Raw genomic sequence first — 23,798 nt, 5'->3', positions numbered from 1 at the left:
CATGAGCCAGCCTGCCACCGAGCCTGCGCGCCCGTCGCTGCTGACGGTCAACGACATTGAAGTGATTTACGACGGCGCAATCCTGGCGGTGGCCGGGGTGTCGCTGAGTGTGCCCAAGGGCGCCATTGTTGCCTTGCTCGGTGCCAACGGCGCCGGCAAGAGCACTACCCTCAAGGCCATCTCCGGGCTGGTGCGTGCCGAGCGCGCCGAGGTCAGCCGGGGTGTGATCGAATACGCCGGGCGCGACCTGGCCGGTATCGACCCCAGCCAGCGCGTGCGCGAGGGCATGGTGCATGTGCTGGAGGGGCGGCATGTGTTCGGCCAACTGAGCGTGGAAGACAACCTGCGCAGCGGCGGCTTTGTGCGCCGCCTGAGCCGCAAGGACATGGAGCACGACTTGGAGCGCATCTACACCTGGTTCCCAAGGCTCAAGACCAAGCGCCACACCCGCGCCGGGCTCACCTCCGGCGGCGAGCAGCAGATGGTCGCCATCGGCCGGGCGTTGATGACGCGTCCTACTTTGGTACTGCTCGACGAGCCGTCCATGGGTTTGGCGCCTATGATCGTGCAGGAGATCTTCGCGATCATCGCGCAGCTCAACCGCGAACAGCAGGTGAGCTTCCTGATCGCCGAGCAGAACATCAACGTCGCGCTGACCTATGCGTCCCACGGTTACGTGCTGGATACTGGGCGCGTGGCCTTGAGCGGCAGCGCCGCTGAGCTGCTGGCACGGGGTGATTTGCATGATATTTATCTGGGTAAACAGTAAGGGCGAACCTGCATGAGTGAATCCACCCGCGACGCTGATGTGCTGATCATCGGCGGCGGCCTGAGCGGCACGATGCTCGCCGTGCAACTGCTGCGCTTGCCTGGCCGGCGTCGGATCCTGGTGATCGAGCCGCGTGCCGAATTGGGGCGGGGCGAGGCCTACAGCGCGGTCGAGCTGGGCCACACGCTGAACGGCAACGCGGCGCGCATGAGCGTCGACCCCGACAATGCCGACGACCTGACGCAGTGGCTCACCGAGCACATCGGCGCCGGTGGCTGGCCGGAGTCGGACCAACAGCACGTACCGATCAGCGAACTGTTCCCGCCGCGCGGGCTGTTCGGCTTGTACGCGCAGCAGCGGCTGGCCGAGGCCAAGGCGCTGTCGGCGTCCACGGTGGCGCATGTAAGGGCCGAAGTGGTCGACCTGCAAGTGGACGCGGGTTCAACCCGGCTGACCCTCGATAACGGCCAGTCACTGCGCGGCGCCGTTGCGGTGTTGGCCACCGGCATGTTCCCGGCGGCGCGCACGCCACAAACCGAGTCCAGCGGTTTGAACGCGGCGGCGGTGGACCCTGGGACGTGCAGGCCATGGCCCAGCTCGACCCACAATCGACGGTGCTGATCATTGGCTCGGGGCTGACCATGGTCGATGCCGTGGTGTCCCTGGAACAGGCCGGTCATCGTGGGCCCATCGAGGTGTTTTCGCGCCATGGCCTGCTGCCCCATGTGCGCCGCCAACCGCCGAGTTGGGTGGACTTTCTCGGCGAGGACCACAGCCTGCGCAGCCCTCGGCAGTTGCTGCGAGAGGTGCGGCGCCAATGCCGGATTGCAGTGGCGCAAGGCATTGACTGGCAGGCGCCGCTGGACACGGTACGCGCGCATATCGGCCGGCTGTGGAGCCAGGCCGGCGAGCGTGAGAAACGCCAATTCGTGCGGCATGTGCGGCCGTGGTGGGAGAGCCATCACCACCGCTCGCCGCCGTTGAGTGCGCAGTTGGTGGCGCGGTTGCACGACGAGGGGCGGTTACGCATTCGCGCGGCGTCGTTCAAGGGCCTGGCGCCTGCGGATGAGGGCGTGACGATCCGTTTGCGCTATCGCGGTGAGCCAGCGCTGACCCAGGTGTCGGGCGCGGCGCTGATCAACTCCAGCGGCATCGAATACGACTGGCGCCGCGTGGCGCGGCCGTTGCCCCGGCAATTGCTCAAGCGCGGCCTGATCCAGCCTGGGCCGTTGGCGTTGGGGATTGCGGCGCACGTGTCGGGCGCGGTGCTGGACGCCCAGGGGCAGGCCAGCCAAAGACTGTTCGCCATGGGCCCGCCGTTGCGCGGGATGTGGTGGGAGAGCACCGCGGTGACGGACGTGGCGCTTCAGGCCAAAGCCCTGGCTTCGAGGCTGGCGGAAATCTGAGTGTGGGAGGGAGCAAGCCCCCTCCCACAGAAGAGCGGAACTCCATTTATTTTAAGATTTTCACCAGGCCGGGCTTGAGGCCGAATACCTCGACCCCTTGCGCCGTCGATTGGCCTGTCGTCACGTTCACCCGCTCCACCGGTTTATCCATCGCCTCGCGATATTCCACGGTCATGTCCGTTTGGATCGCCTGGCTCGGCACGACGAGCGCCTGGGCATTGTTGTAGGTGACGATGGTCAACCGTGCGCTCATGCCCAGCCGCACCCGCTGCAACTGCTGGGGCGTGAGCCGGGGAATCGTCAGGGTCACCGGAAACTGGGCGCTGCCCTGGCTGTCACTGGCCATCGCCAATCCACTGACCACACTCACCGAACCGCTCAGCCGTTCGCCGTCAAAACCATCACCCATCACTTCCACCGCCTGGCCCTGATGCAATTGGTTGATGTCCAGTTCCGAGACCTTGGCGACGATTTTCAGCCGTTCGATATTTGCCAGGCCAAACAGTACCTGGCCCTGGCTGACCTTACTGCCGGCCTGGATGGGCGCGTTGTTAATGTTGCCCCCTGGGCTGAATTATTACCGGGCGCGGGCACCACGATGCCGGAGAACGGCGCCTTGACGTCCTGGCCTTCGAGCAACGTGCGCAGCGCCTCGTATTTCACCGTGGCGTTGGTCAGTTCCATGTCGGCGATCTGGCGGTATTCGCCCTTGCCCTGGTCCAGGGCCTGTTGCAGTTCACTGCGTGCGGAGGCGAGGTCCAGCTGTTGCTGTTGGGCCTGTTGCTTGAGGTCGTCCAGTTCATTGCGCGGGATGATGCCGCGCTTGAACAGGTTGTCGCTTTCGGTGAGCTTGCGCTGGGTGTTGCCGGCGCTCATTTCGGCGGTGCGCAAGCTGCGTCGGGCGCGGCTGACGGCGGGGCTGCTGTCCCAATCCTGCATTTCCTGCACGGTGCGCCGAGCCTTGAGCTGGGCGGCGAGGGCGTCGCGCAGTTGCATTTGCAGGGTGGCAGGGTCCATGCGCAGCAGCACCTGGCCGGCTTCGACCCGCTGACCTTGCTCCACCAGGTTGGCCTGCACATTGCCGTCGAATGGCGCGGTGAGGACCAGAGTGGTGTCGGGCTCGATCTTGCCCACCAGGCCGATCTGGTGCACCAGCGCGTCGGGCTTGACTGCCAGCCACTGCTCGGCGGTGCCGGCCGGGTCTTGCGCGGGGCTGCGCAGGGCCAGCGCCGCGCCGGCCACCAGCAGGATCAGCACAGCGCCCAACAGGCGTTTTTTATCAGTAGTCATTGAGGGCGATTTCCCAACTTTCCAACGTCATGCCCAGCGTCAGGTCGAGCTGGGTCTGGGCGTTCAAATAAGCGATCAGGGCATTGAGCCGGGCATTTTCGGCGTTGCGCAGGTCGGTCTCGAAACTCAGCACCTGGAAGTTGGTGGAGCGCCCGGCGCTGAGTTTTTCCCGTTCGATCTCGATTTTGCGGCGCGACAACTCCACCGCGCGCTGGGAGATTTCATACTGGCGCCAGCGCGTGCCGAGGTCGCGCACCACATCGTTGACGCTGCGCTCCAGCTCTTGGCGCGCATCGGTGATGCGGATCTGCTGGTCCTCGACGTTGACCCGCGCACGCACTTCGGCCTGGCGGGTGCTGATGTCGCCGATGGGGATCTGCACTTGCACCCCGGCGTAGCTGTCCCAGGTGCGGTTGTTACTGCTGCCGGCGTCGTTGTTGTAGGCGTCGCGAATCTGGTTCGCGCCGGCGACGAGGTCGACTTGCCAGCGCCCGGAGTCCTTGGCGATCACCAGGTTGAGGTCGGCCTGCTGGCTGCCGAGCAGGGCGGCGAGGTATTCCGGTTGCTGGGTTTGCGCCAGGTTGAAGGCTTGGCGCTTGTCGATCTGCATGGGCTTGGCCTCCAGGGCTTCGGTAGCGCGAATCGGCGTGGACAGGTCCAGCGCCAGCAGGCGCAGCAGGGCCAGGCGATTGGTGTCCAGTTGGTTCTGGGCTTCCTCCACGCCCAGTTGCTGGGTGGCGATGTCGGCTTCGGTCTGCACGATTTCGAACTCGGCCATGCGCCCGGCACTGATCAGCGCCTTGTTCACTTCCAGCAGGGTGCCGGAGCGCGCGAGGGCGTCTTGCACGATGCTCAGTTGCTCCTGGGCGCGCAGCAATTCGCGATAGGTGGCGATGATCTGGCTGATGGTCTGCGCCACCGTGGCCTTGAGGTTCAGGCGGTTGGCCTGCTCCGACAGGCGCGACAGGCGCAGCGGCGCGGTGGTGGCGTCCCAGCCGGCGCCGCGCAGCAGCGGTTGGATAATTGCCAGGTCCAGGCCGTCGCTGCGATAGCGGCCGGCGCGGTCGGCGTTGTTCAACTGCTGGGTCCAGGCCATGCTCAGGCGCGTGCCGTACTCACCGAGCAGGCTGCTGGACGGCGCCAGGTTGGCGTTGCGTGCGCTGTCCTGGGAGCCGCGAGTGCCGCGGTAATAGCTGTTGAGGGTGAGCTTGGGGTTGAACACGTCTTCGGCCACGCGCAGGTCGAACTTCTGCGCGACCCGTTGCAGGTACGCGCTGCGGATCGCCGGGTTGTTGCGCAGGCCCAGATACACCGCATCACCCAGGGTCAGGGTGGTGACCTGCGCATTCAGCGATACGCTGCGCGAGGTAGTGGGCGCCGACGGCCGGATGACCACGTCGGCGGCCATGCCGGGCAGGCTGATCAGCGTCAGCAATAGCAGCCATTTATTCATCGCGCAGGGCCTCCACCGGTTGCAACCGCGAGGCCGAGACCGCGGGGTAGATGCCGAAGAACAAACCCACCCACAACGTACTGCCCACTCCCAGGGGCAGGGCCGCCGCGGCCAGCGCGAATTCCCAGCCCGACAGCCAGGCGTAGAACCACGCCGCCGTCATGCCCAGTACCGCGCCGCACAACGCGCCGACGGCGGTGAGGGTCACCGCTTCGATCAGGAACAGGTTGCGGATATCCCGTCGACGCGCGCCCAGGGCCATGCGGATGCCGATTTCGCGGCGCCGCTGCGAAACGTTCATCAGCATCACGTTCATCACGCCCACGCCGCCGCCCACCAGCGAGATCGCGCCCAGGGCCAGCAGCAAATAGGCGAACGTGCGGCTTTGCCGGGTCATGCCATCGATCATTTGCTGAGGCACCTGGATGTCGACATCGTGGTCGGTGAGTTGGCGTTGCAAGGCCGCGGCGGCGGCTTTGGCAATGCGTTCCATGTCTTGGCCGGGCGCGGCGCGAATGATCACGTTGCTGATCTGCGGGGTGGCGTAGATGCGGCGCATGCCTTCGGCGGGGATGAACAGCGACTCGTTGGCCTGCACCGGCATTAACATCGCCCGGGGCTGGTTGTGCAGGATGCCCACGATCAGGAACAGGTAGTCGTTGATGCGCACGCGGTCGCCCAGTTGCACTGGATCGCCCGGCGCGCCAAGGGCCTGGGCGATCTGGTCGCCGATCACGCCATAGGTTTCGTGGGTGTCGAAGCTCGACAGGAAGCGGCCCTGTTGCACCACCAGGCGCATCGCTGGCTGGATGTCGGGCGTACTGCCGACAAAGTTGGCATTGACGCTGCGGCCATGGAACACGATGGGCCCGCTGAACAGCGTCAGGGCGCCGATATGCGCGATGCCCGCTACCGCCTGGCGCACCGCATGCAGGTCGAGACGGCTGCGCATCGGCACGTTGGCGCCGCCTTTGGGGGGGAACTGGACGATGAGCGTGTCGGTGCCCATGTCCTTGAAAATCATCGCGGCATCCACCGCCGCGTTGTGCCCGATATTGATCAACGCCACCACCGAGGAGCTGCCGATCACGATGCCGAGCAACGCCAGGACCGAGCGCTTGCCCAAGGTGCGCAGGCTGATAAAGGCTTCATGCAGCAGTTGGCTGAGGCTTTGTTCGACCCGCAGGCTCATGGGCGATGCGCCTCGTGCACCACGCCATTGCGCACCAGGATCTTGCGCGCCAGGCGTTCGGCGATGTGCGGGTCATGGGTGACGATAATCAGCGTGACCTGTTGCTCGCGGTTCAGGGCCAGCAACAGGTCCATGATGTCTTGGGCGGTGGTGCTGTCGAGGTTGCCGGTGGGTTCGTCGGCGAGGATCACCGAGGGGTTGCCGACCAAGGCGCGGGCAATCGCCACCCGTTGGCGCTGGCCGCCGGAGAGGTCGGCAGGGCGATGGTGAGCGCGGTCGGCCAGGCCGACCTGTTCGAGCATGCGCAGGGCCCGCTCCACGGACTCATGGCGCGACACGCCGCGATAGCTCAAGGGCAGGGCGACGTTATCCAGCGCGCTGAGGCGCGGCAGCAGGTTGAAGCTCTGGAACACGAAACCGATCTGCTGGTTGCGAATGGCGGCCAGTTCATCGGCGCTGGCGTTGAAAATATCGTGGCCGGCAAAGTGGTAGTGGCCGTCGTTGGGCAGGTCCAGCAAACCGAGGATATTGAGCAGGGTACTTTTGCCGGAACCGGAGGCGCCGAGGATGCCGCAGCTGTCACCGCTGGCGATGGACAGGCACACATCCTTGAGAATGGTCAATTCCTGCCCGGCGAGCTGATAGCGCTTGCCGATGCCTTGCAGGGAGATCAAGCCTGGGTGCGCGCGGGTATCGGTCATCATGACTACGCCTGCAGTCTCGACGCTGCCGTCATACCCCCGGTAAAGCCTTGTGACAAGTTCGGGAGCTGTCTGGTACGCGTCTCGGACTGGTTTTATTTCTTGTTTTTAAAATATTGTTTGAATACTAACCGCGTTCCCGGCGCTTCGCCAGCCAAGGATGTAGAGCGTTTTTACCCTTTGAAATGATTCTTTGATGGCGCTGAAGGCGCTCTTGAAAACTCCCGGACGATCCCCGAAACCGCCGTATGCCGAGGCTTTCGATGATATGGCGGAGTGTCACTACTTGCTTTCGACGGGCTGCATCGGTATAAAAATCAAATTATTTTTTAAAACAATATTTCCGCCGTGGAACCCTTATGGTCGCGAAGAAACTCAGCGCTCCAAACGTTACCAAGACCCGCTTGCTGGATGCGACAGAAGCTCTGTTTATCAAATACGGGTATGACGCGGTGCTGTTACGGCAGATTACCGAGCGTGCCCAAGTCAACCTGGCCGCCGTGAACTACCACTTCGGGGACAAGGATTCCCTGATGAAAACCCTGCTGATGCAACGTCTGGAGCCGCTCAACGAGCAGCGCCTGGAACTGCTGGCGCGCTGCGAAGCCGAATCCGACGGCCCGCTTGATTGCGACACGCTGCTGGGCGTGCTGTTCGCCCCGGCCATGGGCCTGGAGCGCAGCGACCCGTCAAGCGGGGAAGGGCGCTCGTTCATCCGCTTTTTGGGCCGGGTATACAGCGACACGTCGCCGTTTATCCAGGAATACCTCAAGGTGCATTACCAGCCGGTGTTCCAGCGCTTCTTCGAAGCCTTCGCCCTGGCCTTGCCGGACCTGCCGCGCAACGAGCTGGGGGTGCGCCTGCAATTTGCCCTCAAGGCGATTTCCGGGGTAATGGCCGGCACCGAGCTGCGCCTGCTGATGAACTCCATGAGCCTGGGCCGCCCGGCCACCGACGCCGAAGTCATGGCCAAGCTGATCACCCTGGTCTCGGCGGCGATCCGCGTGCCGCAACAAAGCCCCGAAGCGCAAACCGCCTTGGCCAAGGTGCTGGACACCCAGCGGGCTATTCGCGAACAAACGGCGCCTGTTGCCAACGCCGCACGCTGAGGCCAAACCCCAGGCAAAAAAAGCCCGCTGGGGCGGCGGGCTTGATGTGCAACGTTTGTAACGGATGAGGCTTCACCCTACGTCTGTGCATGTGAATAAATCGTGAAAAAAGCGTAAGAAAAAGTGTGGATGTTAAGAGATTCATACTCGGTTGCGAGCACGTCGGTTAGGCATTGCGTCCTAGCCATTCGTCGTCACTGTCAATTCTGACAGTAGATTTGATTGTCTCCCCAGGCGTTTAGTCACCTTGCCCGTCGCGCCATTTCAGCGCGGCCCTGACCATGCAAGGTGATGGCGATGTCCACAAATTTTCCTGTACCCGAACTTAACCCTTCTCCGATATACCCCCCTGTAGACCTGACGAAGGCCAAATACGCTGAAACATCCAAGATAGGCCTTGGCAGAAATGGCATATATGCCCTATTTGGCATCGATGACACAGACAAGGGCGCCATATTTAGCGTTTTGCGTTGGGACGTCGTAGATGGCGACTATCTGAGTTTGTGGATCAATGATGAGGAGCGCGTCGGGGCCCCCGTCACGCGCGGCGAAAACTCTCATTATCTCTTGGAAGTCCCTGCCGAAAAGGTACCCGAGGGTGACTGCACGTATTTTGCCAGAGTTCGCCGTGCGCTCAGCGGGAATGAGGTTGATTCGGAAGTTCAGTCCATTCTGTTCAAGACGACCATCCCGGGCGGCTACGACGACGACGATACGAAGCAATGGCACAGCGGTTTGGCGATGGAGCTTGGGAACTTCAAGCCAGGCGCTATTCTGACGCCGACCAACACCGCAGACGGCTTGCAGTGTTTGATCATGCCTTATGAGAACATCCGCAAGAACGACAAGATCATCGTTCGCGTGGGCGGGACTATTTATGTGCACACCGTCGACGGTGAACAGGCGAAACAGCCACCGACGCAGCCGATTGTCGTGACTGTGCCCGTGGAGGTCTTGCGCAATCTCAACCCATCAGGGGAGGTTAAGGTGTACTTCACCGTGCTCGACGTGGTGAATAATGAACCTTTTGGTCGATTTCCGTACTCCCAACCTATCGTATTGAACAGTGAGATGTACACGTATCCGTTGGCGCCACCCTATGTGATGGTGGATGGCCAGTATATCAGCGAGCTTGATCTCGACACCCAGAGCGGAGCAACACTGGAGGTGGAGGTTGAGTTGAAGCCCAGTACCGTGCTGCCCAAGCCTCCGAATAAGGTAAAGGTTCATGTAGAAACGACCGATAAATACGGCGCGACCGAAACCTTGACTCACCAGGTAGACGACAACAATCGCAGGTTTCAAATCATCCCCCTGCCGGCCGAATGGATGGCAACGTTCAAGCAATTGGCCGGGGGGAGCTTTCGCGTATGGTACGAGCAGATTAAGAGCGACGGGGTATTCCTGAGGCGTTCGAACAGTACGTCGATTGGTGTAGTAGGTACACCAAGCCTGATGCCAGCACCCATCATCACACTTTTGGAAGCAGGGCTGTTTCCACTCAATACACATATGGAGTTGGTACTACCGCCTTATCAACCCCACGACCCTTCATACACGGAAACCGTGAAGCTTCAGCATATAGATGCGAACGGCGGCGGTGCGCTCGTGATCTCCCGTCAACAGGCTGGCGCGCAGGGCGGCACACGGCTGATACTCATGGAGGCCCTGAAGGTATTTGAGGGCAAGGGTGTCTGCCAGGCTTTCTACGAAACCGACGATGGTAAAGGTACGCCTGGCTCCGTTCGGCAATCGGAAAAGCTGAACGTCGAAATTGGTGTTCGCGTTCCAACCCTGCCGCCCATGATGGTTCCCGCCATCCTGGACAACAACATCGACCCGGCCACGGTGCCGGGTGCGAACTGGCTGATGTACATTCCCTACGCAGGCACTGTCGTCGGTGACAAAGTGTATTGGACCGTGAGTGGCAAAAGTACGGTGGCAGGTTCCATCGACATCACGTCCTCGCTTGAAGGAGTTCAGTTGACAACCCTGGAAATTCCGATAGATACCTCTTTCCTTGTCGAGAACAACAACCGCAGCATCCGTATCAGCTATAGCGTTGTACACGCCGGCCCGCCAAAAACGACTGAGAGCTCGATGGTGCTCAACCCCACCGTCGGTGCGGCGGTGGAGCTGGGGGTGCTCAAAATTCTTGAGGCTGATCCGACTACGGGCAGTATCCGGCCGATAACGGTGAAAGGCGGCGCAACCCTGCAAATCAGCTACAAATTAATGCTGCCGGGCGATGTAATTACGTACACATGGCGAGGTCAATATGGCTACAGCCAGTTTAAAGCTGTAGCGGCAGCCGATCCGGCAACCAACAGCATCAATGTGGTTATTCCGGCCAATGTCATTGCCAGGGGCGTGCACCCAAGCGGCAACGCCATCACGGTGGAGTGTGAAGTAAAGCGTGGGCAAGTCAGCCACAAATTTCAGCCGTTGAATGTGCTTCTGCTGCCCCTAAAGGTATTCCCGACGCCTTATATCGTTGGGTTTGAAAACCAGACAGTGTTGCCGGTGAGTGAACTGCCTGCCGAGGCCACTATCAAGGTCGCGCCGTGGGAGTTTATCAGTGAAGGCCAACTCTATTGGGTGACGGTGGAAGGTACCTTGGCAACGGGTATTGCGTACACCGAAGACCTCGCCATCGCCAAGCCACTCACCGTAGGCGATCTGACCAACGGGGTTTCCTTGCCGCTCTCGGCAGATAAAGTGCGCGCGCTTCAGGATAATTCGGTCTTCAATATCCGCGTTTGGGTAAGTTTCCCAGAAATCCCCATCAAGCAAGTAGCGATAGCTTTTGAGGTTGCCAGCTACGTTGTACAGCTACTGCCGACTGAGCTGCCTTTCCCAACCCTTAACGGCGCTCCGAGTACGGGGCAAACGGTGACGGTCGACCCCTTGATGTTTAAAGACAGCACCCAGGTAACGGTTAAATACCTAGGTATGCTCGCGACGGACAGTATTACCGCGGAATGGATTCACTGGAATGGGACTAAAGTTACATTAACGCTCAATGGCATGGCAGGCGGATCGGTAGTTTTTGACTTTACAGCGCGTGAAGTTATACACGATAGCGTGAATAGTGTCGTGCAATTAAGGTACTCGATTGTGCGTAGTGGCAAAACGCTTGTTTCTCAAGTTCAAACGGTAACCGTTGGCACAATTGCAACGGCCAGGTTGCTGGGAGCATTGATTAACGGGCTGGCCTCCGGCGCTGCGTTGACTATGAATACCTTTTCAGGCGACGCTAAAGCCTCCGTCCCCGCGTGGCCGCTTATTAAAGCCGGGCAAAAGGTATATCTGAGCCTTTTGTCAGGAGGGCGTGAGTTAAAGGTGCTGGGTGGCTATGTCGTCACTATGCAGGAATTGACCAACGGCATTGTGAACAAGCCCGTATTGCGTTCTTGGTTACAGAGGGTAATACATAACACCCCCATCACGGTAAAGTTATCGGTGGGGTTTGATGGCAGTACAGACATGGCAAGAGCCACGCCATTTTTGACGACGACCTACCAAATGCTCAATTTACCTGACTTTACTAACTTTCAAGATGGGACGTTAAATGGTTGGGGACTTGGAACTGCAGGAAAAGGGGGCGATAACCGGGGCGCCCGGAAGTAGAGTCTGGACGCAAACCACCGGTTCGGGCTTGAGTCAGTATCAAGGGTACGTGCTGATAAAAAGGATCACCCCTCTACCAGGGCATCGCTATAGACTTAGTTTTGCGGTCCGGCAGTTGAATGTGGGTACCACGACACCCAAGTTAAGGCTCACTGTTGGATACAGTACGACAGCCACCTTTGCGGTGTCGTCTGGTAATTGGCAAGAGTACTCTCATACGGCGGTAAATAATGGCGAGGATCATTTCGCTGTGCACAGCGATGAGCCTACGTGGAGCGGAAATGACTTTGAAATTGCTTGGCTGAGAATCGAAAAAATATAAGTAAGGCAGTGAAACAGGGCAGATTTATTTAATCAATGAATCTGCCTTTTTAACAGGCGGTGGTGCCACGGATAGACCTTTATATAACCCTGCAGGCTCAACGCAGTGCTCAAACGCTCCAGTGTGGTAAATGCTTCACCAACCGGCCGCGCATTGCGTCCACATTGTCTGCCAATTGCATGGTTACCAACCGATAGCCATTGAGCGCGGTATCACCCTGTGAATTCGGTGCAGGCTCAACGCCACTGAGCTGGCCTGGTCGCTCCAACCGCTCTCCCGCACCCGACTTCAACGCCCGCGCCATCCCCACCAACTGCACCCGAATCTGCCGGTGCTCGGCCTTCAACATCACTTGCATTCTTGCCATTGCCTGCTCGTCACGCGGGTCCGGCCGGGTATTGCCGAGAATCTCCAGCGTGCTGATGCACATGCGCAGGTGGCGCTGGATGGCGTCCAGTTCGGTCATGGAGATGCGTACTTCCTTGGACACCGAGGGCATCAGCGAACGCAGTTGCACCATCGCCGCGTTGAGGCGGTTGAGCAGCTTGAGGTGTTCGTCGTCGGTGACCGACTGGCCATTGATGATGCGGCTGTAAATGGCGGCGCAGTCGCGCAGGGCGCCGGCCAGGTTGTAGCGCCACGAATACACCGCATACAGCGGCAGGGCGAAGGAGAACGCCAGGGCCAGCACGATGCCGATAAGAATATCGACGGTACGCCACAACCCGTCCGACAAGGGATTGTCCCCGTGGCCGGCGACGATAAACACGGTGATCGCCGACAACAGCGCGATGTAGCCGCCCTTGCCGATGGCATGGTAGGAGAAGAACCCGCACACCACCGACATCAGCAGGTAGGTCAACAGCGGCAGGCCAAAGTAGGCCTGTTGCACCACCAGCAGCAGGCCGACGCTGGCGCCGATCAAGGTGCCGTAGGCGCGCTCCGCGGCCTTTTTGCCGATGTTGCCGTGGTGCTGCAAGCCGCCGATGACGATCAACATGGTCACCGATGCCCATTCGCCATGGGGTAGGTTGATGCCGGTGGTCAGCAGGATCGTCGCCAGCAAGCCGATGGACACGCGCGCGGCGTGGATCAGCTTGGCATGGCGATAGCGCCGGTAGGGGTCGAGCAACGGGCGCAACAGGCGCCGGGCGAAGAGTGGCAGGTTCATCAGTACTAAAGTGGCCTCGGTTCAGGAGATGTACCCCTCCCACACAGTGAGTCGTGCAGATGTTAGAAGATGTAATCGGTGGTCAGAAAGCTTGAATCGCGGTTGCGCAGGATGTCGCTGACCAGCGCCTTGTTGCTCTCCTGGAATTTGGTCGCCACCAACGTGCGGATCGAGAACACGCGCAAGGCGTCATGAACCGACAGCGTGCCTTCGGCGGAGTTTTTGCGCCCGTTGAACGGGAAGGTGTCCGGGCCGCGCTGGCATTGGGCGTTGATATTGATGCGCCCGACCTGGTTGGCGAAGGTGTCCACCAGGCGCCCGACCTGGGCGGCATCGGTGCCGAAAATACTCAGTTGTTGGCCAAAGTCGGCGTCGAGTACGTAGTCGATCACCGTTTGCAGGTCACGGTAGGGCACGATCGGCACCACCGGGCCGAACTGTTCTTCGTGGTACACGCGCATCTGCGGGTTCACCGGGTACAGCACCGCCGGGTAAAAGAACGAACCGCGACTGACCCCACCCTCGCTATTGACCACGTTGGCGCCGTGTTGCACGGCATCGGCGACCAGCCCGTTGAGGTAATCCACTTTGCCCACTTCCGGCAACGGCGTCAGTGCCACGCCGTCCTCCCAGGGCATGCCGGGTTTGAGCGTTGCCAGCCTGGCATTGAATTTTTCGATGAAACTGTCGACCACGTCCTGGTGCACAAACAGGATTTTCAACGCGGTGCAGCGCTGGCCATTGAACGACAGCGAACCGGTGAGCGCTTCGCTGACGGCGTTGTCCAGGTCGACCTCGGGCAACACGATGCCGGGGTTTTTCGCATCCAGGCCCAGGGCGGCGCGCAAGCGGTGCGGTTTGGGGTGCAGTTTTTTCAGGTCGCTGGCGGCCTTGTTGGTGCCGATAAACGCAAAGATGTCGATCTTGCCGCTGGCCATCAGCGCACTCACGGTTTCGCGGCCACTGCCGTAGATCACGTTGATCACCCCGGCCGGGAAGCTGTCGCGGAAGGCTTCCAGCAACGGGCGAATCAGCAGCACGCCGAGCTTGGCCGGTTTGAACACCACGGTGTTGCCCATGATCAGCGCCGGGATCAGCGTGGTAAACGTTTCGTTGAGCGGGTAGTTGTAGGGGCCCATGCACAGCGCCACGCCCAGCGGCACGCGGCGGATTTGCCCGAGGGTGTCCTGTTCCAGCTCGAAGCGGCTGCTGCGGCGGTCGAGGTCCTTGAGGGCGTTGATGGTGTCGGTGATGTAGTCGCAGGTGCGGTCGAATTCTTTCTGCGAGTCCTTGAGGTTCTTGCCGATCTCCCACATCAGCAGCTTGACCACCGCGTCGCGCTGTTCACGCATGCGCCGTAAGAACGCTTCGACGTGCTGGATGCGCTCGACCACGCGCATCGTCGGCCATGCGCCCTGGCCACGGTCATAAGCGCGCACGGCGGCGTCGAGGGCGGTGAGGGCGGTGCCTGCGTCCAGCAGCGGCGTGCTGCCGATATGCACGCGCTCGTCGCCCAATTGCACCGGGCTTTGCACGCGGGCCAGCGGGCCGTTCCATATGTGCAATTGGCCGTCCACCAGGAACTCACGCTGTTCAATGGGCGCTCCCAGGCGAAAGGGCTCGGGAATATCGGCGGCGGAGGTCGGGAACAGTTGGGCGATCAGGTTGCTGGTGGTCATGTCGCTACCCCTGGAATAGTTGCAAAACATGACTAGAGAGTCACCCATCCCAGTGCGCTATGGCAAGGCTTGCGCGCTTTCTCCTACGCACGATGGCGTGCGCCGGGTAAACTGCGCGCCTTTCTTGAAGGAGTTCACATGAGCCAGTACCAGCCGGGCATTCTTGCCGCACCGGTGCCTTTGCAGGCACGCCATCTGTTCTTTGCCGTGCAAACGCCGGTAGCCGTACCCGCTGCGCTGGACGCGTTGGTACAGCTTGCGGATTCGTCGGCAGTGGTCGGTTTCGGTGAGCCGCTGGTACAGGCATTGGGCGTACACATTGATGGCCTGCGCGCCTTCCCGGCCGTCAGTGGTCCGGGCGCGCATAACCCGTCTACCCAGCACGCCCTGTGGGTGTGGTTGCACGGCGTGGATCGCGGTGAGTTGTTGCTGCGCAGCCGGGCGTTCGAAAAGGCCCTGGCCCCCGCGTTTGGCCTGGTGCAGTCAACCGAAGGTTTCCGCTACAAGACCGGTTTTGACCTTACGGACTACGAGGACGGCACCGAAAACCCCCATGACGACGCCGCCGTCGAAGCCGCCTTGACCGACAGTGGCGCCAGCTTCGCCGCCATCCAGCAATGGCAGCACGACCTGGATGGCTTCGCCGCGTTGCCCGCCCAGGAGCGCGACCACATCATCGGCCGCCGCCATGGCGATAACGAAGAACTGGAAGACGCCCCCGAGTCTGCCCACACCAAACGTACCGCCCAGGAGAGCTTCACCCCCGAAGCCTTCGTGGTGCGCCGCTCCATGCCATGGGCCGAGAACGGCCAGGCCGGCTTGATGTTCCTTGCCTTCGGCCATTCCTTCGACGCATTCGAAGCGCAACTGCGCCGTATGAGCGGGCTGGAAGACGGGATCGTCGATGGTCTGTACCGCATCAGCACGCCGTTGACCGGTGGTTACTACTGGTGCCCGCCGATCATCGGCGGGCACCTGGACCTCAGCGTGCTGGCGAACATGAAATTGTCGACAGGCGGTTGATCGGCGGCTGAAAAAAATCTGCGCCGCCCTTAATCTGGCGGCCTTATCACCGCGTGGGTTCGTTCATGTCTTCTGTTGCCGATGGCCTGCCCCTTAATAAACGCCTGCCGGCGGTCATCGCGATTTCCCTGGGGATCGGCATGGCGACGCTCGACACGGCCATCGTCAACACCGCATTGCCGACGCTGGCGCAGGGCATCGGCACCGATTCGGCCTCGGTGATCTGGGTGGTCAATGCCTACCAGTTGGCGATTATCGCCACGGTCCTGCCATTTGCCTCGTTGAGCGATGTGCTCGGGCACCGGCGGGTGTACCTCGGTGGGCTGCTGCTGTTTATCGTCTCGTCGTTGTTGTGCGGGTTGGCCGGTTCGCTGGTCACGCTCACGGCCGCACGGGTAGCGCAGGGCCTGGGGGCGGCGGCGATCATGAGTGTGAACACCGCGCTGCTGCGGCACATTTACCCGTCAACCATGCTCGGGCGTGGCCTGGGCTATAACTCGCTGGTGGTGGGGCTGGCCTTCACCTTGGGGCCGACCGCGGCGTCGGCGATTCTGTCGGTGGCCAGTTGGCACTGGTTGTACCTGATCAACGTGCCGCTGGGGTTGCTCGCCTTGGGCTTGGGCCTGCGTTCCTTGCCGACGTTGCCGATGACCGGGCATGCGTTTGATCGTCTGGCGGCGCTGTTGTGTGCCGGGCTGTTCGCCTTGTTGGTGCTGGGCCTGGGCACGGCGGTACACGGTGCCCAGTGCGCGTTGACCCTGGGGCTGGTTGCCGTGGCGCTGGTGTGCGGTGGGGTGTTGTTGCGTCGTCAGGCGGGGCATCCGGCACCGATGCTGGCGCTGGACCTGTTCAAGCGCCCGGTGTTTGCCCTGTCCTCGCTCACGGCGATCTGCGCCTTCAGCGCCCAGGGCCTGGCCTTTGTGTCGCTGCCCTTTCTGTTGCAGGCGGTGCTTGGCCATAGCCAGGTGGAAACCGGTTTTCTGATGACGCCCTGGCCGGCGGTGGTTGCGGTGATGGCACTGGTTGCCGGGCGCTTGGCCGACCGCGTGTCCCTGGGCTTGTTGTGCGGTATCGGCCTGTTGATGTTGAGCGCGGGCATGGCGGCGATGGCGACGTTGGGCAATGGCGCGTCCGCCTTCGATATCGCTTGGCGCATGGCCTTGTGCGGCGCCGGTTTCGGCTTCTTTCAGTCGCCCAACCTCAAGGCGTTGATGACCAGTGCGCCGTTGGCGCGCAGCGGTGGGGCCAGTGGCATCGTGGCGATTTCACGTTTGCTTGGGCAAACGCTGGGGGCTTCCTTGGTGGCTTTGTGTTTCCACTTGTCCTTGGGCAGCGGTCCTTACTACGCGCTGTGGCTGGGCTGCGCGTTTGCGTTGGTGGGCAGTGTGGCCAGCGGTTTGCGTTTGTTGCCCTACCGGAAAAAACCCTGATGGGGCGTTGTAAAACAGCGTTCGGGAAGGCTACCGTGGCGGCCTGAATATTTCGGGATGTTTCAGATTTATGTCCAGCCAGGCTCAACGCACTGCCGACACCACCTCCCGCCGCGCCGCGCTGACCCTGGCTTTGTGTTTACCCAGCGACGTGTTGCTCTACCTGTTGCTGCCCATGGAATCCCAGGCGTTCGGCATCACCTTGGCCCAGGCCGGGGTGTTGCTGGCGGCCAACCGCCTGGTGCGGATTTTCGGCTATCGGCATGTACTCAACTTCTACGCGCGCAACGGCGATCGCCTGACCTGCATGATCGCCGCCGGTGCGGCTGCGCTGTGCGCCGTGGGCAACTCGGTGCTGTCGGGTTTTGCCGCGTTGTTAGGGCTGCGGCTGGTGTGGGGCTTGTGTTTCGCGGCGTTGAACCTGTCGACCCAAGTGCTGGCGACCTCCGAGCCCGTCGGCGCCGCACGCCGGGCCGGGCGTTCACGCGCGTTGATCGCCTGGGGGCCGATGCTGGCGTTGCCGTTCGGCGGCTGGCTGACCTTATGGGTGGGGCCGCGACCGATCTTTCTGATTCTCGCCGCCTGCTGCTTGCTGGGTGTGTGGGCGGCGCGGGGATTGCCGGGCGCCGCCCATGACTTGCACAACAGCTCGGGGCGGCGCTTCAAGTTTCCCGACAGCGTGGCGATGTGGTCGTTTATCGAAGGCGTGGCGTTGGATGGGTTGTTCATCTTTGGCCTGTCGATCCAGGCGCAAAAGCTGCTGGGGGGCGATGCGGTGCTGATTGCCGGTGGCTTGATGGCGCTGCGCTATGTCTCGGAAATGCTCCTGAGCCCGCTGGGCGGTCGCGCGGCGCAACGGTTTGGCGCCACCTCGATGTTGCTGCTGTTTTCGTTCCTGAGTGCCCTGGCCCTGAGCGCGTTCGGCAGCTATTGGGTGATAGTCGGCGCGGCCGCGGTGCTGGTGCTGCGCGCACTGCAACTGCCGCTGGTGACGACGTTGGTGGCCGAGCGCAACCCCGGCGCGATGCGCGTGTCGGCCCTGGCCTCCAATGCGGTGTGGCGGGACATCGGCGCAGGCCTTGGCCCGCTGCTGGCGGGCCTGCTGTTGCCGGTGGCCTCGGCGCCCCTGGTATTTGGCGTGGCCGGGGCGGCGATTGCCGTGAGTGCGCTGTTCTGCTGGCGGGCCGGCCCGTCGGCGAACTGACTCAGGCGCTCTTCAGGCGTTCCAGCCAGTCGGGATCGAAGCGGTTTTGTGCGGTGTCGATGCCCAGCGCCTGCAGCTTGGCTTGATGGGCCTGCATCTCGCCGACCAGTTGCGCCTGGGCACTGGAATTAGCGTCCAGCGCGTGCATCTGCGTCAGTCCCAGGTGATAGAAACGCAACACCTTCATCGCCGTCGGGTCGTTGGCCTGCACACCCTCGGTGACCTTGTGCATCACGTTGGTCACCCGCATCAGGCTGCGCTTGAGCTGCCAGCCATACACCGCCGGCGCCAGCCATGGCTGGCTCCAGAACGGGCCGCGTACCAGGGCAACGGTGATCAGCACGCCGGCGAATACACCGCCGACATTGAAGCGAAAGTTGTCTGCGCCGGGCTCGCCGAACAGCATCACCGCGGCGCTCGACAGCAGCATGGCCAAGGCCAGGAATAGCACGGCGACGATCAACGTGCTGCGGCGGGTCTGTTGGCGGTAGGTGACGGGGTCGCAGGCTTTGAGTTCGAACATGCGGGTAAGGTCTCCAGAGGGTGGCGGGGTGGCATCATCGCACGCCTGGGCAAACAAGTTGAACGATGCCGGCGGCGGCGTTCTCTAAATTCAGCCAGGCCACCAATGTTCATGAGGTGAACCATCATGCCCGAATACAAGCAGCCACCACCGGGTACACCCAACCCGGACCGCACACCCGGAGAAGAAGAGCGTGACAACGATGCGTTGCGCCCCAATGACCCGGCTGAGCGTGACCAAAATGACGACGTGGAGCGGGTCGAAGAAGACCTGGAAAACCTCCACGACAAAGCCCGCCCGCTTTGACAGAAGAGACTGCCATGACGAATCCTCCGAAAGGCCCGCGTTCCAGCGAGCACGCCAGCGGCAAGGACGAACTGGGCTTCGACCCGGACTCGCCGGACGTTGCCGACCCGCAGGTCGACCCCATCGGCCCGGCGATCGCGCCGTTGGACAAAGACAAGAAGCAGCCATCCGAAAAAAACCGCCCTATGACCCGTTGGGCGACCTGAAGAAGTGACGCAGGCCCCGCCGTCGAGCGGGGCCTCCGTTTATTTGGGCGCTACCCAGGTGACGTCGCTGATCCCGTACTTTTCCGCCCAGGGCCGGGTGGTTTTTTTGACCTGCTCGTGGCCCACACGGCCGATGCGGCTGACGTGCGCAATATCGGCATCCACCGCCGCCCAGTGCCAGGCTTCGGCGTTATTCATCACTTCGGCGCGCACCACAAAAGACTTCGGTTTACCGTGCAATTGGTAGTGGACGGTGTAGATTTTTGCGCTACTCATGTTGCCTCCCTGTCTCGTTTTAAATGGAGGCAAATGCGTTCAAGAAGGTTCATTCAAAATGACAACCTGCACACGGCGGCGGCATAGTGGCCCATTCGCCTCGTGCACAAGGATCGCGGCTGATCGCCGGGAGCCTTGAGCTAGACGCGTCGCTGAACCGTTTTATCTCCAACTGGGTGCATTTTTTCGAACCTTTTGCGTCAACCTGCGCTCGAACCGGTTCCTGAATAATTTGCAACCGACAAGGAGATGTAAAACGATGTCAAGGCTATTCGGAACATTCCTCAAGAATTCTTCATTGCTGGCGCTGGTTGCCGCGCCGGCCGTGGTGTTCGCCGCCCCGTCCACCGACCCGATTTCGACCTTCGGGATCCTGGGCAGCTACAACGACTTCAAACTGGAGGGCGGTAGCGAAAGCGATAAAGACCATATGCCGCAGGCGGGCCTGTTCTATAACTTCGGTAACAAGCTCACTGCCGAATCCGGCTTTATTTACCAGGCCGGTATCGAAGCCAAGTACGGCAAGAAGAGCGACAACAAACTCAAGGAAGGCCAGGCCGACCTCGACCTCGGCTGGCGTGCCGCGCTCGATGCGCGCAATTTTGTAGACGTGGTCGTGGGCGGTGGCTACAGCTGGACCCGTTACGAGTTGGAGTCCAACGACAACGATCTGGAACTCACCAACAAATCGCCATTCGCCAAGGCCGCCCTGGGTTACAACCACCAGTTCGATGACATGACCCTGCGCGTCGAAGCCGGTGCCCGTCGCACCCTGGATGGCCGCACGCGAGATCAAGGTCGACGGTCTGGGCAGCGACACCGTGGACCTCAAGGACCGCACCAACCCCTATGCCGAAGTCAGCCTGCTGATGAACCAGAAGGGTGATCTGCCGGTGACGGCGGGCCTGTATTACACCCGCACCGAGTACAAGCTGGATGCCGACTCCGAAGTCGCCGATAACACCAAGCTCAAGCGTGACGAGTATGGGGTCAAGGTAGGTATTGCGTTCTAAGCAGCTCCCTCGCCACAGGGGGAGGGGGTGGTCTTCAGAATGTAAAAACGGCGCCCGAGGGCGCCGTTTTTTTACTGCATCAGCGGTGCGATCACACACCCAATACCGCGTGCTGCACCAAGGTGAGCAACGGTTGCGGGTACACGCCCAGGAAGAACGCGAGCAGGGCGATGGCCAGCAGCATCACGCCACCGGCTTTCTGTTCCCAGTGCAACTCGGCGTCCACACGGCGCAGGTTCGGCTCGATCAGGTACAGGGTGACCATCACACGCAGGTAATAGAACACGCCGATGGCGCTGCCCAGTACCAGGGATGCAACCAGCCACCATTCGTGGGCTTCGACACCGGTTGCCACGATGTAGAACTTGCCGATAAAGCCAGCGGTCAGCGGAATGCCGGCCAGGGACAGCATCATCACGGTGAGTACGGCGGTCAGGTACGGACGGCGCCAGAACAGGCCGCGGTATTCGTACAAGGCGTCGGCGTCACGGCCTTTGTAAGGCGAAGACATCAAGGTGATCACGCCGAACGCACCCAGGCTGGTGATCACGTAGGTGACCAGATACACGCCGATGGCTTCCACGGCCAGGCCTTTGCTCGCCACCAGGGCGATCAGCAGGTAGCCGAAGTGGGCGATGGACGAGTAACCCAGCAGACGCTTGAGGTTGTTCTGGGTCAGGGCCAGCAGGTTACCGAACAGGATCGATGCAATCGCGATCACGGTCAGCACGTTGCTCAGCACACCGGTGTTGGCCGCGGGCGAGATCTGGAACAGACGCACCATCACCGCAAACACTGCAACCTTGGACGCCGTGGCCAGGAACGCGGCCACCGGCGCCGGGGCGCCTTCGTACACGTCCGGGGTCCACAGGTGGAACGGTACCAGCGACAGCTTGAACGCCAGACCGATCAGCATCATCGCCAGGCCCAGTTGGGCGATGGGCGCAGGGCTGTTGGTGGTCGCCAGGGCGTGGCCGATACCGGTGAAGCTCAGGCTGCCGGCTTCGGCGTAGAGCAGGGCCATACCGAACAACAGGAACGCGGAACCGGCGGCCGACAGCACCATGTACTTGATGCCGGCTTCCAGGGAGCGTTTGTTGAAGAAGGCATAGGCCACCAGGCCGTAGGTCGGGATCGACAGCAGTTCCAGGCCGATGAACAGGCCGGCCAGGTGCTGCGCGCTGACCAGCACGATACCGCCGGCCGCAGCCAGCAGGATCAGCAGGTACAGCTCTTCGCGGTTGCCGGGGTAGCCGGTGCCGCCTTCGCCGAGGTAGGCGTGGGCGAGGGTGACGCAGGCCAGGGTCGCGACCAGGATCAGCGCGATGTACAGCAGCGCGAAGTCATCGACCATCATCAGCGGGGTGACCGCCAGTGGCGCGACCTTGAGGGCCGGGATGATCGACAGCAGGGCCAGGTTCAAACCGGCACAAGACAGCAGGAACGTTTGCGAGTGATTGCGGCGCCAGGCGATCGCCAGCATCACCACCACGATGGTGAGGCTGGTGATCAGCAGCGGCGCAAGCGCGATAAAGTGTTGGATCGTGAATTCCATAGCGCTCTTACCGGGCCGAAGCGAGTTGAGAGAAGGCGGTGCCGAACCACTGCTGCACGCCATGCATCGTTGCGGCAGAAGTGTCCAGGAACGGCTGCGGGTATACGCCGATGTAGATCAGCAGTACCGCGAGGCCGAGCACCATGATCAGTTCGCGAGCATCCATCCCCTTCAGGACAGTGTCGGACTTGGCCGGGCCGAAGTAGGCACGGTGGATCATGATCAGCGAGTAGACCGAACCGAACACCAGGCCCGAGGTAGCGATGGCGCTGATCCACGGCGTCTGCACGAAGGCTCCCATCAGGATCAGGAACTCGCCGATGAAGTTACCGGTACCCGGCAAGCCCAGGGATGCCGCGGCAAAGAACAGGCTGATCGCCGGCAGGTAAGCGATGCGTGACCACACGCCACCCATTTCACGCATGTCACGGGTGTGCAGGCGCTCGTACAACTGGCCGCTGAGGATAAACAGCGCAGCCGCCGAGACACCGTGGGCCAACATCTGGATCACCGCGCCCTGCAACGCCAGCTGGCTGCCGGAGTAGATGCCGATCAGTACGAAACCCATGTGGGAAACGGACGAGAAGGCGATCAGGCGCTTGATGTCGGTTTGGGCGAAGGCCAGGAACGCACCGTAGAAGATCCCGATCAGACCCAGGGTCATGGCGATCGGCGCGAACTCGGCCGAGGCGTTCGGGAACAACGGCAATGCGAAGCGCAGCAGGCCATAAGCGGCGGTTTTGAGCAGGATACCGGCGAGGTCGACGGAACCGGCGGTCGGTGCCTGGGCGTGAGCGTCAGGCAGCCAGGAGTGGAACGGCACCACCGGCAGCTTCACCGCGAAGGCGATGAAGAAGCCCAGCATGAGGATGTACTCGGTGGTCAGGGACATCTTGGTTTTCAACAGGTCGGCGTAGTTGAAGGTAATCACGCCTGTGCTGTTGAAGTTGACCAGTACCAGACCCAGGATCGCCACCAACATGATCAGGCCGGAAGCCTGGGTGAAGATGAAGAACTTGGTCGCCGCGTAGATCCGGGTTTTCTTGCCGTCCGAAGAACTGTGACCCCAAAGCGCGATGAGGAAGTACATCGGCACCAGCATCATTTCCCAGAAGAAGAAGAACATGAACAGGTCGAGGGCGAGGAATACGCCGACAACACCGCCCAGAATCCACATCAGGTTCAGGTGGAAGAAGCCCACGTGACGCTGAATTTCTTTCCAGGAGCAGAGTACCGAGAGGATACCCAGCAGGCCGGTCAGCAGGATCATCAACAGCGACAGGCCGTCGAGGGCCAGGTGCACGTTGATGCCGAAACGCTGGATCCACACGTGCTTGAATTCAAGCGCGAAGGTCGGATCGACGCCCGGTGCCGGAGCGAATGAGTAGTCACCATGGGCCCACAGCCAAAGGCCGAGCGCGAGTTCCAGGGACATGGTCAGCAACGCAATCCAGCGGGGAGGGTGGCGCCGAAGCGTTCACCCATCCAGCAGAGCAGGCCGCCGATAAAGGGGATCAGGATTAGCCAGGGCAGAATCATG

The 23,798-nt window shown here is 61.5% G+C and carries 15 protein-coding genes and 5 pseudogenes; 10 read left to right on the top strand and 10 right to left on the bottom strand.

Going from position 1 to position 23,798, the window contains the following annotated elements; genetic code table 11:
* Position 1: 1 nt before the first annotated feature.
* Both AB4O25_RS07870 and AB4O25_RS07865 read left to right on the top strand, forming a co-directional pair.
* Positions 2-769: an ABC transporter ATP-binding protein gene (locus AB4O25_RS07870; RefSeq protein WP_017527154.1), complete on the top strand. Its 768-nt coding sequence runs from the start codon at positions 2-4 to the stop codon at positions 767-769.
* Positions 770-781: 12 nt separating this feature from the next.
* A pseudogene (locus AB4O25_RS07865) lies at positions 782-2,175 on the top strand (FAD/NAD(P)-binding protein).
* A 46-nt stretch (positions 2,176-2,221) separates the two neighbouring features.
* Here the strand turns inward: AB4O25_RS07865 and AB4O25_RS07860 are convergent.
* The 4 genes and pseudogenes from AB4O25_RS07860 to AB4O25_RS07845 form a co-directional block, all read right to left on the bottom strand.
* Positions 2,222-3,465 (bottom strand): annotated as a pseudogene (locus AB4O25_RS07860) (efflux RND transporter periplasmic adaptor subunit).
* Positions 3,455-4,918 (bottom strand): TolC family protein, encoded by a 1,464-nt coding sequence (locus tag AB4O25_RS07855; RefSeq protein ID WP_068934701.1) that lies wholly within the window; start codon positions 4,916-4,918, stop codon positions 3,455-3,457. The pseudogene AB4O25_RS07860 and the gene AB4O25_RS07855 overlap by 11 nt, the downstream one beginning before the upstream one ends.
* Positions 4,911-6,110, bottom strand: coding sequence for an ABC transporter permease (locus AB4O25_RS07850; RefSeq protein ID WP_017527158.1), 1,200 nt, complete (start codon positions 6,108-6,110; stop codon positions 4,911-4,913). The genes AB4O25_RS07855 and AB4O25_RS07850 overlap by 8 nt, the downstream gene beginning before the upstream one ends.
* The gene (locus AB4O25_RS07845; protein ID WP_017527159.1) at positions 6,107-6,814 is read right to left on the bottom strand and encodes an ABC transporter ATP-binding protein; all 708 of its coding nucleotides are present in this window, start codon (positions 6,812-6,814) and stop codon (positions 6,107-6,109) included. The genes AB4O25_RS07850 and AB4O25_RS07845 overlap by 4 nt, the downstream gene beginning before the upstream one ends.
* Positions 6,815-7,170: 356 nt before the next feature.
* Between AB4O25_RS07845 and AB4O25_RS07840 the strand changes: the two genes are divergently transcribed.
* On the top strand, positions 7,171-7,920 hold the full coding sequence (locus tag AB4O25_RS07840; RefSeq protein WP_017527160.1) for a TetR/AcrR family transcriptional regulator: 750 nt from the start codon (positions 7,171-7,173) through the stop codon (positions 7,918-7,920).
* Between the two features lie 297 nt (positions 7,921-8,217).
* On the top strand, positions 8,218-11,550 hold the full coding sequence (locus AB4O25_RS07835; RefSeq protein ID WP_460150726.1) for a hypothetical protein: 3,333 nt from the start codon (positions 8,218-8,220) through the stop codon (positions 11,548-11,550).
* Positions 11,551-11,981: 431 nt separating this feature from the next.
* On the opposite strand, the gene AB4O25_RS07830 is transcribed toward AB4O25_RS07835, so the two are convergent.
* Positions 11,982-13,043: an FUSC family protein gene (locus tag AB4O25_RS07830; protein ID WP_460150725.1), complete on the bottom strand. Its 1,062-nt coding sequence runs from the start codon at positions 13,041-13,043 to the stop codon at positions 11,982-11,984.
* Between the two features lie 62 nt (positions 13,044-13,105).
* Positions 13,106-14,722, bottom strand: coding sequence for an NADP-dependent glyceraldehyde-3-phosphate dehydrogenase (locus tag AB4O25_RS07825; RefSeq protein WP_017527163.1), 1,617 nt, complete (start codon positions 14,720-14,722; stop codon positions 13,106-13,108).
* Positions 14,723-14,860: 138 nt separating this feature from the next.
* On the opposite strand from AB4O25_RS07825, the gene AB4O25_RS07820 reads away from it, so the two are divergent.
* The 3 genes from AB4O25_RS07820 to AB4O25_RS07810 all read left to right on the top strand — a co-directional run bounded on the left by AB4O25_RS07820 (position 14,861) and on the right by AB4O25_RS07810 (position 18,379).
* Entirely contained in the window at positions 14,861-15,745 is an 885-nt protein-coding gene (locus tag AB4O25_RS07820) for a Dyp-type peroxidase (RefSeq protein ID WP_017527164.1), read from the top strand.
* Between the two features lie 65 nt (positions 15,746-15,810).
* On the top strand, positions 15,811-17,175 hold the full coding sequence (locus AB4O25_RS07815; protein ID WP_460150724.1) for an MFS transporter: 1,365 nt from the start codon (positions 15,811-15,813) through the stop codon (positions 17,173-17,175).
* A 70-nt stretch (positions 17,176-17,245) separates the two neighbouring features.
* Entirely contained in the window at positions 17,246-18,379 is a 1,134-nt protein-coding gene (locus AB4O25_RS07810; RefSeq protein WP_017527166.1) for an MFS transporter, read from the top strand.
* A gap of 1 nt (position 18,380) precedes the next feature.
* On the opposite strand, the gene AB4O25_RS07805 is transcribed toward AB4O25_RS07810, so the two are convergent.
* Complete coding sequence (locus AB4O25_RS07805; protein WP_460150723.1) at positions 18,381-18,902, bottom strand: DUF3087 family protein; 522 nt, start codon at positions 18,900-18,902, stop codon at positions 18,381-18,383.
* A gap of 126 nt (positions 18,903-19,028) precedes the next feature.
* On the opposite strand from AB4O25_RS07805, the gene AB4O25_RS07800 reads away from it, so the two are divergent.
* Together AB4O25_RS07800 and AB4O25_RS07795 are read left to right on the top strand one after the other, a co-directional pair.
* On the top strand, positions 19,029-19,208 hold the full coding sequence (locus AB4O25_RS07800; RefSeq protein ID WP_017527168.1) for a hypothetical protein: 180 nt from the start codon (positions 19,029-19,031) through the stop codon (positions 19,206-19,208).
* A gap of 14 nt (positions 19,209-19,222) precedes the next feature.
* A pseudogene (locus AB4O25_RS07795) lies at positions 19,223-19,422 on the top strand (DUF6021 family protein).
* A 31-nt stretch (positions 19,423-19,453) separates the two neighbouring features.
* On the opposite strand, the gene AB4O25_RS07790 reads toward AB4O25_RS07795, so the two are convergent.
* A complete protein-coding gene (locus AB4O25_RS07790; protein WP_017527170.1) occupies positions 19,454-19,690 on the bottom strand; it encodes a DUF6555 family protein in 237 nt (78 codons plus the stop codon).
* Positions 19,691-19,949: 259 nt separating this feature from the next.
* On the opposite strand from AB4O25_RS07790, the pseudogene AB4O25_RS07785 reads away from it, so the two are divergent.
* Positions 19,950-20,703 (top strand): annotated as a pseudogene (locus tag AB4O25_RS07785) (outer membrane beta-barrel protein).
* A 91-nt stretch (positions 20,704-20,794) separates the two neighbouring features.
* Here the strand turns inward: AB4O25_RS07785 and nuoN are convergent.
* Both nuoN and nuoM read right to left on the bottom strand, forming a co-directional pair.
* On the bottom strand, positions 20,795-22,258 hold the full coding sequence (nuoN, locus tag AB4O25_RS07780; protein WP_017527173.1) for an NADH-quinone oxidoreductase subunit NuoN: 1,464 nt from the start codon (positions 22,256-22,258) through the stop codon (positions 20,795-20,797).
* Positions 22,259-22,265: 7 nt separating this feature from the next.
* Positions 22,266-23,797 (bottom strand): annotated as a pseudogene (nuoM, locus tag AB4O25_RS07775) (NADH-quinone oxidoreductase subunit M).
* Position 23,798: the final 1 nt, after the last annotated feature.

The organism is Pseudomonas sp. S3_A03, assembly GCF_054668275.1.
This window is presented reverse-complemented; position numbering and strand designations above follow the sequence as displayed.